This is a genomic window from Shinella sp. M27, from assembly GCF_049199905.1.
Lineage (GTDB): Bacteria > Pseudomonadota > Alphaproteobacteria > Rhizobiales > Rhizobiaceae > Shinella.
In genome coordinates, this window is the sequence record NZ_JBLZPK010000033.1 from 58,305 (window position 1) to 68,081 (window position 9,777).

The 9,777-nt window shown below is 63.9% G+C and carries 9 protein-coding genes; 2 read left to right on the forward strand and 7 right to left on the reverse strand.

Annotated elements, in window-relative coordinates; translation table 11 throughout:
- Nucleotides 1-7: 7 nt before the first annotated feature.
- Both ACOZK4_RS13360 and ACOZK4_RS13365 read right to left on the reverse strand, forming a co-directional pair.
- Nucleotides 8-1,906, reverse strand: coding sequence for a flavohemoglobin expression-modulating QEGLA motif protein (locus ACOZK4_RS13360; protein ID WP_421592296.1), 1,899 nt, complete (start codon nucleotides 1,904-1,906; stop codon nucleotides 8-10).
- Nucleotides 1,903-2,715, reverse strand: coding sequence for an N-formylglutamate amidohydrolase (locus ACOZK4_RS13365; protein ID WP_421592297.1), 813 nt, complete (start codon nucleotides 2,713-2,715; stop codon nucleotides 1,903-1,905). Before ACOZK4_RS13365 ends, ACOZK4_RS13360 begins: the two co-directional genes overlap by 4 nt.
- A gap of 140 nt (nucleotides 2,716-2,855) precedes the next feature.
- Between ACOZK4_RS13365 and ACOZK4_RS13370 the strand changes: the two genes are divergently transcribed.
- Together ACOZK4_RS13370 and ACOZK4_RS13375 are read left to right on the forward strand one after the other, a co-directional pair.
- A complete protein-coding gene (locus ACOZK4_RS13370; protein WP_421592298.1) occupies nucleotides 2,856-3,221 on the forward strand; it encodes a YbaN family protein in 366 nt (121 codons plus the stop codon).
- Nucleotides 3,222-3,225: 4 nt separating this feature from the next.
- Nucleotides 3,226-4,665, forward strand: a complete 1,440-nt coding sequence (locus ACOZK4_RS13375; RefSeq protein WP_421592299.1) for a cryptochrome/photolyase family protein — start codon at nucleotides 3,226-3,228, stop codon at nucleotides 4,663-4,665.
- Here ACOZK4_RS13375 and phnN read toward each other — a convergent pair.
- The 5 genes from phnN to phnE (ACOZK4_RS13400) form a co-directional block, all read right to left on the reverse strand.
- The gene (gene phnN, locus ACOZK4_RS13380) at nucleotides 4,662-5,228 is read right to left on the reverse strand and encodes a phosphonate metabolism protein/1,5-bisphosphokinase (PRPP-forming) PhnN (RefSeq protein ID WP_421592300.1); all 567 of its coding nucleotides are present in this window, start codon (nucleotides 5,226-5,228) and stop codon (nucleotides 4,662-4,664) included. The genes ACOZK4_RS13375 and phnN overlap by 4 nt on opposite strands.
- Nucleotides 5,225-6,358, reverse strand: a complete 1,134-nt coding sequence (locus ACOZK4_RS13385) for an alpha-D-ribose 1-methylphosphonate 5-triphosphate diphosphatase (protein WP_421592301.1) — start codon at nucleotides 6,356-6,358, stop codon at nucleotides 5,225-5,227. The genes phnN and ACOZK4_RS13385 overlap by 4 nt, the downstream gene beginning before the upstream one ends.
- Before the next feature lies 1 nt (nucleotide 6,359).
- Nucleotides 6,360-7,067, reverse strand: coding sequence for a DUF1045 domain-containing protein (locus ACOZK4_RS13390; RefSeq protein WP_421592302.1), 708 nt, complete (start codon nucleotides 7,065-7,067; stop codon nucleotides 6,360-6,362).
- 97 nt (nucleotides 7,068-7,164) lie between these two features.
- Complete coding sequence (gene phnE / locus ACOZK4_RS13395; RefSeq protein WP_421592303.1) at nucleotides 7,165-8,667, reverse strand: phosphonate ABC transporter, permease protein PhnE; 1,503 nt, start codon at nucleotides 8,665-8,667, stop codon at nucleotides 7,165-7,167.
- 9 nt (nucleotides 8,668-8,676) lie between these two features.
- The gene (gene phnE / locus ACOZK4_RS13400; RefSeq protein WP_421592304.1) at nucleotides 8,677-9,633 is read right to left on the reverse strand and encodes a phosphonate ABC transporter, permease protein PhnE; all 957 of its coding nucleotides are present in this window, start codon (nucleotides 9,631-9,633) and stop codon (nucleotides 8,677-8,679) included.
- Between the last annotated feature and the right edge of the window lie 144 nt (nucleotides 9,634-9,777).

Consider the following 9,777-nt stretch of genomic DNA (forward strand, 5'->3'; position numbering starts at 1 on the left):
GCTCTCCTCAAGCTTCGAGCATGGCAAGGGGGGTGAGGCCGGCGCGGGCGCGCTCCAGCCTTGCGCGCCCGCGTTCGGTTTCCAGACAAAGCGGACGAAGGACCGGCGCCTTCAGCAGGCCGCGGGCACCGAGTTCCTCCATCACGCTGAAATCGGCTGCGGAAATCTTGCCCATCCAGAACGGATCAAGCGCGCCGCCACCCTTCAGGTGGCTGAGAAGCGAAAGCAGACCGCGCAGATAGATCGCATCCTTGGCCAGCCCGCCGCCGCGAAAGACGCGGAGCAGCAGGCCGAAGGCAGTTTCCGCATCGATATCGTAGCGTGCCGTCAGAAGCCGGAAGCTCTCGACGAAGGACGCGCCCGACAGCATCAGATCGCAGCCGATGACGCGGGCGGCAAGCAGCCGCAATCGCTCCGGCGTGAAGCCACCGGCCAGGAATTCGGCAAAGACCGCCAGCCCCTCCTGCATGCCTTCATAGCCGGCAAGGCCGGTGCGGAAGACACGCAAGCCCTGCGCCGAACCGTTGAAATAGGTGAGCAGGTGTACGCCGACCTCGTGGCTCAGCAGCGCATCGACACGGTGGCGCATCATGCGCGTACGGCGCGAAATAAGCAGCCTCGGCCCGGAAACGAGGAGGCCGGGCGGCACGTCGTCGCGCAGCTCGATCGCCGCGTCGAAACCGTCATAACGCCGCCGGTAATCCGTCATCATCGTGCGGGCGCGATGCTCGACAAAGAAACAGTCCACCACCTCGCCGTCGTCAGGCGTGAGCGCCGGTACGCGCCGCGCATCTTCGGTGCCCTCAAGAACCTCTCGCGCAGCCTTCAGCAGCGAGGGCTCGACAGGACCATAGAGTGCGCGTCCGAATTCGACGAACCGCGCCTTCTCCCGGTGGCCGATGAGGGTCAGCTGCAGGTCGAGTTCCTGCTGCTTGTCGCGGTAGATCTGATGCAGGACCGGGTCTTCGAGGCGGTCGAGCGAAATGGAATAGAGCCGCCGCTTTTCCCGCTCCACCAGCAGGCTCAGCGGCCGGTAGAGAAATCGCGGCGGCTTGTCGTAGCGGTTCGCCTTGAACTCCTGCCAGGCGGCGGTCGCATTGATCGGCGTCACGCACAGCAGGAAATCGAAGCTGGAGGCGACATCGTCCATGCCCCGGTCGGCCCGCTCCACCGCATCGACGAAAGCCTTGCGGCCGAAAGCGCGGTAGGTGCCGGGTTTGGGAAAACCGTCGGCTTCTAGAAAGGCGGCGACGGCACGCAGGCCGGCATCGAGTAAGTTGTCGACGAGGCGTTCGCGCAGGTCCGGGTAGGTCGCGTCCGATCCGGTGACGCGATAGATCGGTGCAAAACGCAGGGTAACGAGCGGCAGGCGCAGTTTCAGCAGGTCCGGCCGGGCGCAGTGATCCTCCTGCGCCTCGCAAAGATCGACATGCGGTGTGCGAAACCGCGCCTCGAAAGCCTTCACTGCCCTCTCGAAGGCCTTCATCGCGCGGTTAACCGCAATGCCGCGTGTTCCCGAAAGGGTTACCTCGAAGGGCTGGAGAAAGGGCGCGTCATCGGAAAGCAGCCGGTCGCGCTCGAATTCATCGACATCAATCAGCAGGAATGTGCCGAACGTCTTGCGCAATACGGCGGCGATCGGCGCGATCAGTTCGATGGCTTCATCAATGTCGGTGGCGAGAAGATAGGAGGCATTAGCGCTCGCCACCTCGCGCGCCACGACATGCCGCTCGGGATCCCCGACATGAAGGCAGAGGAAGGGTTGCGGCCGGTCGATATGCAGGCGTCCGCCTTCGAATTCGCGACGCACCGGCTTGCCCACTTCGAGCGCCGCGATCACGTCCTCGACAAGGCTCTGTTCCTTCTTTTTCGCACGCGGCTTGCGAGCCGTCCTGGCTGGGGTCATGTGACCTCCAGCAATGCGCTTTCAAGCACCGGGACCGAGGCGGCGATGAGGGAGCGGAGCGCGGAGATCGCCTGCCAGTCCGGCACGCCGGTCCATTCGTCCATGAAAAACTTCTTGAACTCGACGGCGATGGCGCAGCCGCTTGCCGGAAAGCGCTCATGGATGAAACGCGTCTGCTCGCCGCGACCCTGGAAGGCGACATTCTCGCGCACGTCCAGCCGGCGGCCGAGGAAATCGTAATCGGCGCAAAAATCCATGAAGGTATCGACCACGGGCGCCCAGCGGGCGCGATCCATGGAGATCGTGCCGATATTGACGTCAGGTGCATCGGCCGCCGCCGTGGGCGTGCCCGAGGCACCGTCACGGCGGTGGTTGTAGCTGTGGATATCGAGTACGACGAAGGCGCCATATTGGGCCTCGACGCCTCGCAGATAGTTTTCCAGCATGCCGTAATAGGCATCGTGCAGTGCAAGGCTCTCGACAAGGTCCGCGTCGGACAACGGCTCGCGCCAGACCTTCAGGCCCCAGGCCTGCTCCGGCCGCTGATAGACCGCGGCATCCCGTGCCCGATTGAGATCGATTTCGAAGCGCGAGCGCTGGAAGACGATGCGGTTGGCAAGGTCGTGGATGGTTTCGGCGGTGAAGGGATCTTCTTCGCGCAGCCGCCCTTCGTCATCGAGCGCCATCCTGGAGAGGAGGTTTTCTCGAACGGAGTGACCATTGTGGATAGCGGTGCCGACGATCGGCGAAGGCCCGCGCGAGGTCATCCACCATACATGATCGCCGGTAAATTCGCTATCGTCCAACATGCGTCACCGTGCTCCCGTCCCAGGTGCCACAGGAATGCCCGACGATCATCTTCGTTCCAAAACCGCGGCACCTTGCCCCTTGGAGAGAGGCGCGAAGCACTCTATCTGAACGAGCGATGCGATTTTCGGCGAGGATCCCTGTGCGCACGATCTACATGATGGCCGGCCTCTTCATGACGGCGCTCGGCATCGTCGGTGCATTCCTGCCGCTCCTGCCGACGACGCCGTTTCTGCTCGTCGCGGTCTGGTGCTTTTCCCGCTCCTCGCCGCGTCTGGAGCAATGGCTGCTGACCCACAGGACGCTCGGACCGCCGTTGACCAACTGGCAGCGCGAGGGCGCGATTTCCGGCCGCACCAAGGTCGTCGCCGTCAGCCTGATCGTCGCGAGCTACGCCTTCTTCTTCTACCGCACCCAGCCTTCAGTGCTTTTGGCGGTCATTGTCGGCCTCGTTTTGTCCTGCAGTGCCTTTTTCATCCTCACCCGCCCGCTGCCGAAAGGAAAATGAGACGATGTCGGACAAAAGCAAGCCGCCCGTCATCGTCTGGTTCCGCCGTGACCTGCGCACGGATGATAACGCAGCCCTTTCCGCTGCGGCCGAGAGCGGCCAGCCCCTCGTGGCGCTCTATATCCGCGAAGCGGCGGAGGGAACCGGCCCGCTCGGTGCCGCGCAGGCCTGGTGGCTGCACCATTCGCTGACGGCACTCGGCAACTCGCTCAAGGCGCTGGGAACGCCGCTGATCCTGCGCAGCGGCGATGCGGGTAAAATTCTGGATGCGTTGATCGAGGAAACCGGCGCCGAGACAGTCTACTGGAACCGCCGGCACGACCCTACCGGCATCAGGATCGATACGGACATCAAGGCCTCCCTGAAGGCGCGGGGTCTCCTCGCAAAGAGCTTTGCGGGCGAACTGCTGCACGACCCCGCCCGCCTGCTGACGGGCGAGAAGAAACCCTACCGCGTTTACACGCCCTTCTGGCGCGCCTTCGAGCGGGACGGCGAGCCGCATGAGCCGATCGATGCGCCGGAAAAACTCGTCGCTCTTCATCCGGCACCGAAATCCGAAACGCTCGATGACTGGAACCTGCTACCCAGCAAGCCGGACTGGGCGGCCACGTTCGGCGAGGTCTGGACGCCGGGCGAGGAGGCGGCGATGGAGCGCCTCGAAGGCTTCATCGACGGCGCGATCGATGGTTATCAGGCAAAACGCGATCATCCCTCCATCGATGCCACCTCCCTGCTGTCGCCGCATCTGGCCATGGGCGAAATCTCGCCGGCGCGGGTATGGCACGCAACGCGCGGCCTGAAGGCGCCGACGGACGATGTGATCCATTTCCGCAAGGAGCTGGTCTGGCGGGAATTCTGCCACCACCTGCATTTCCATTTTCCTGCCCTCGCGGAGAAGAACTGGAACGACCGCTTCGACGCCTTTCCGTGGGAGGGCGGCACGATGGAATTCACGGCCTGGACGCGCGGCGAGACCGGCTATCCCATCGTCGATGCCGGCATGCGGCAACTCTGGCGACACGGCTTCATGCACAATCGCGTGCGCATGATCACCGCGTCCTTCCTCATCAAGCACCTGATGATCGACTGGCGGCGCGGCGAGAAGTGGTTCCGCGACACGCTCGTCGATGCGGATGCGGCGTCGAATGCGGCGAACTGGCAATGGGTCGCCGGTTCGGGTGCGGATGCCTCCCCCTTTTTCCGCATCTTCAACCCGATCCTGCAGGGCGAAAAGTTCGATCCTGACGGCACCTATGTGCGCCACTTCGTGCCTGAACTCGAAAAGCTGGATGCCGCCTTCATTCACAAACCCTTCGACGCGCCCGAAAGCGTGCTGAAGAAGGCCGGCGTGGTGCTCGGCAAAACCTATCCAAAGCCGCTCGTCGATCACGCCAAGGTGCGCGAACGGGCACTTGGCGCCTACAAGGCGCTGAAAGGCGATTAATCCGCGCGCGAAAGCGCCGCCGTGAGCACCGACATGAAGGCCTCGCCGGCGTCTTCCAGCGCGCCGCTGTTGTCGATGACGACGGTATCCGCCGCCACCACGATTTCCGGCACCGCGCGATCGAGCCTCTTTGCAATCGCCTCAGCACTTTCCCGGCCGCGCGCGGCGAGGCGGGCAGCGAGAATCTCCGGGCGCGCGGTGACGACAACGACTTTCAGCCGCGGATAGATTTCCGCGAAAGCCGGCAGCGCGGAGCGGCTGCCATTGGCGACCAGCGTCACGCCATCGGCAAGCTCATCCAGCGTTTCGCGCGGAATGCCATAGGACAGGCCGTGCGCATCCCAGGAGACGGCAAAGCCACCCTCGACCTTAAGGCGGTGAAATCCCTCGGCATCAATCGCCTGATGCGCCTCTCCACCGGCATCCGCCGGGCGTGTGATGACGCGGCGCACGAATTTCACCCGCGCCTCGTCGGCGAAGTGCCTGAAGGCATAAGACATGACACTGTCCTTGCCTGCTCCGCTCGGGCCCACCACCACCACCATGGTGCCGGTCACGCTCATGCCACCCGCTTGCCCTGCCGCCAGACCGAACGCACGACCGGAACGCCGGACGGGCGGCGCACGCGCACGATATCGGCGCGCAGCCCCTTGGCGATGGCCCCGCGATCATCGAGGCCGACGGTGCGGGCGGGCGTGGTCGAGACCATGGCGATCGACTTGGAGAGGTCCATGCCCTCGTCGGCGAGGATGAAGGGCGCATGCATCAGGCTGAAGGGCACGTAGTCGGAGGAGAGCACGTCGAGCACGCCCATCTCGGCGAGATCGCGCGCGGCGATATTGCCGGAATGTGACTTGCCGCGCACGATGTTCGGCGCCCCCATCAGGACACTCATGCCGGCGCCATGCGAGGCCTTGGCGGCCTCGAAGCTGGTCGGGAATTCGGCAAGACGGATGCCGTAGCCGATCGCTTCCTCGACATGCTCCAATGTCGCATCGTCATGACTGGCGACCGAGATATTGCGCGCCGCACAGGAGGCGGCGATGGCATCGCGGTGCGGCTTGGCATAGCGGGCGGACAGGTCCTGCTGGCGCTTGCAGAATTCCGCGAATTCGGCATCCGAAAGGCCGCGCTTCTTCTGGTAGTAGAGCACATATTGTTCCATCGTCTGGAACTGGCGCTGGCCGGGCGCGTGGTCCATCAGCGAGACGAGGCGGACCAGCGGATCCTCCTCGAACTCCTCGTAGTGATCGAGCACGTTGTCGGTGGAAACCTCGCAGCGCAGGTGGATGAGATGTTCCGCGCGCAGACGGTCCTCGTTCTGCGCCTCGGCGATGGCATCGGCCATGGCGCGCATCTCGCCCTTCTCGAAGCCGCCATCGGCGTCCGAGCCCATGCGCAGGCAATCGAAGACCGTGGTGATGCCTGACGTCACCACCTGCGCGTCGTGCGACTGGATCGCCGCCGTCTTGCCCCAGCGCACGCCGGGGCGTGGCGAGTAATGCGCTTCGAGGTGATCGGTGTGCAGTTCCACAAGGCCCGGGATCAGGAAGTCGCCTTCCATGTCCTCGCCGGCCGCCGAAGGACCTTCGGAAATGTCGGCGATGAGGCCATCGCGCAGCACCAGCGTGCCGTCGAGGATCTGGTCCTCCAGCACGATGCGGGCATTGGAAAGAACGGTTTCGCGGGTCATGTCAGGCGGTCTTTCTGTTGGCGGCCCCACCCAGCGGGAAGAGCGAATGGACAGTGAAATCGGCGCCGCGCGAGGGTTCCCGGAAGAGCGCCAGGCCGTGGATCGGCAGCGGTCGGCCATGGAATTCGGCGAATTGATCGAGAAGCAGACTTTCGACGGCGTCACAGCGCTCGGCCGGCACACGCCCCGTCAGCGTCATGTGGAAGCGGAACTCGTCGAAGACATAGGGATAGCCCCATTGCACGAGGTTCCGGCGCTCGTCCGCGGTCAGCTCATCCGGCTTGCGGCGCGCGATATCGGCGGAGCTGAGCGGCGCGCGGAAGCGTTCGAAGCGGCGCACGACCTCGCCGGCAAAGGCCTGGAGGGGATCGCAGTGATCGCCCGGCACCACGGCGAAGAACGAACCGAGACGGCCGACAACGACTTCGGGAATGTCGAAGGGCTCGATCTCCGACACGAAGCGGCCGATCTCGGCGATCAACTCGGCCTCGCTGCGACCCTCGGCCAGCGAAAACGGCGCCTTCAGCGTGGCGTGAAAGCCGTAGCGGCGCGGATCGGCGGTCAGGCCCACGAGCGCCTCGGCGTCAAAACCGTTCACGGCCGGCTGTTCCAGACGGGCGCCGGTAAAGGCATTGCGGCCGAGCCAGCGCTGGGCGGCAAGGGTCAACGGGTCGCTGGCGGGCGGGGTGAAATACAGGGCGTAACGCAAGGGCTCATTCCTACCGAAAGTCATTTGACGCCGCCCTGAGAGGCGACGCCGGAGCTTGAAAGGATTCGTGTGGCAGCATCATGCCGCCAGGACGATATCAGTGCGATGGCTTGCCCATCAGGCGCGAGCGCAACGCGTTGGAAATGCCGTCGAAGATGAAGACGACGATAAGGATCAGCAACACCATATAGGCGACGTTTTCCCAGTCCGAATTGGTGCGCATCGCCTCCCAGAGTTTCAGGCCGATGCCGCCGGCCCCGACCGCGCCGATGATCGTTGCAGAACGGGTGTTCGATTCCCAGAAATAAAGCGCCTGCGAGGCAAAGAGCGGCATGACCTGCGGCAGCACGCCATAGCGCTGCACGGCGACAGGTGCTGCACCGACGGACTTCACGCCCTCGCGCTGCTTGTCGTCTATATTCTCCAGCGCCTCGGAATAGAGTTTGCCGAGCGTTCCGGTATCCGTGAAGAAGATCGCGGACATGCCGGCGAGCGGACCGGGACCGAAGGCGCGCGTGAAGAACAGCGCCCAGATCAGCATGTCGACCGAGCGCAGGAAGTCGAAGAGGCGCTTGGTCAGCTGATTGGAAAGCCAGTTGCGCGTGATGTTGCGGGCAGCCATGAAAGCGAGCGGGAAGGCCAGCAGCATCGCGAAGAGCGTGCCGACAAAGGCCATAACGATGGTCTGGAGCAGCTTGGTCCAGACGTCGAGATGCTGCCATTCCGCATTGTAGAGAATGTTGTCCCAGGCCAGCGAGAGGTTCGACTGTTTCGGGTCGATGCGGTCACCCGAGGTGATCAGCGAATAAATTTCCGCCGTCGATTTTCCGTGGAACGGCGAGTTCGTGTCGAACAGGAAATTGGCCCAGCCGAGGAAACGTCTGCGGATCGAGATATCGTCCGCCTCGATCTCGCCCCAGCCGGCAAAGCCGAAGGCGAGCGTGATCTTCTCACCCGGCCGCTTCTGCGTCGCCCAGGCCGGCAGCGTGCCGTCAACCGTCATGGCACCCTTGTCCATATCGACGACCAGCGTTTCGCCGGCATGCTGAACGGTCACACGGTCCGGCACGACCTCGACGCTTGTCGAGGAATTGAGCGTTATCTTCGCGCGCTTGACGACCTCTTCCTCGCGGGTCGTCGCCGTCGCCATGCTTTCTGCGGCCGCAGCCGAACCACCGAGAACGGCGCCCTCGCCCATGAAGCCCATGGAGGCCGGTTTCTTGGCCGTGGGGACCGATATACCCGCAGCCGGCGTGGTGCGGCTCATCGTACCGCGCTCGATCTCGACCCAGCCGGGCTCGGCATTCGGCCCGAGCGGCGAAAAGCGCGGATAGGTGAGCTTCATCGCGCCATCGGGCGCGATCGTCACTTCCGGGCGCACCTCGTAGGAAACCCAGTCCGCGAGATAGGTGCCGGCGATGTTCCAGTTCGCGGTTCCCAGCACATGGCCGATGGCGAAGAACCACCAGCAATAGAGCGCGTAGAGCACGAAACCGCCGGCAATGATGGCAACGCGGAAGCGCTGCCAGAACGAGCGATGGAAGACGGCCGGGTGGCGTGCCGCGATCTCATCCATCTCAGCGGGATTGAGGGTCGTCATGGCGCGCTCCTATTGGGCCAGCCGGAAGGCCTGGTCGCCGACGAGCTTGCGGCGCAGCCAGGCGGAAAACTGGTCGACGGCGATGATGGTGATGAGCAGCAGGAGCACGATCGCGAGCGTCTTGGCCTGGTGGTTCTGGCCGATCGAAAGCCGCAGCAGCTCGCCGATACCGCCACCGCCGACGGCGCCGATGATCGTCGAGGCGCGCACATTGATCTCGAGGCGCAGCAGGAAATAGCTCATGAAGTTTGGCAGGACCTGCGGCACGATGCCGAACCAGACGCGTTCGACCCAGCTCGCGCCGACGGCGCGAAGCCCCTCCTCCGCTTTCATGTCGGCGTTCTCGACCACTTCGAAGAACAGTTTGCCGAGCGCGCCGACCGTGTGGATCGACACGGCGATGACGGCCGGCAATGGGCCGAGCGACAGGATGGCGAGGAAGAAGCCGGCGAGCACGACCTCCGGGAAGGCGCGCAGGATTTCCATGAAGCGGCGCACGAAGCCGCGCAGCAGGCGGTTGGCGACGAGGTTCTTGGCGGCGAGGAAACAGAGCAGGAAACCGAAGACCATGCCGATGACGGTGGAGAAGATCGCGATGTTCAGCGTCTCCAGCATCTTGTGGAAATATTCCGGCACGTAGAGGCTCTCGGTGATGTAGAGCCGGCCCTCGGGATAATTGTATTTAAAGCTGCCGTCGTCATAGGGCGATGGTAGGTCGAACAGCGCGCGAAACACTTCCCAGCCGTCGCGCGGCACCATGTCGCCGACGAAATCGAAGAGATAGGGCAAGCGGTCGAAGAATTTTCCCGCATTCGTCTCGTTGGCAAACCAGAGCGAGCCTGACAGCGCGAGCGCGAGGATGGCGAAACCGAGCCAGCTGTAGAGGCGGCGGCGCGCGGTCAGCTCTTGAAAGTGCTGCTCGATGAGCGCGCCCTTCTCGCTGAAACCGTCGTGAAGCGTGTTCATGGCCATGGTCTGTCCGCCTCGCGGGATCTTCCGTACTTGTGATTGCCGATAAATGCCGCCCCCTCCTCCGTCATCCTCGGGCTTGACCCGAGGATCCACGCCACAGGCAATGCGGTGCGGATGTATGGATCCTCGGGTCAAGCC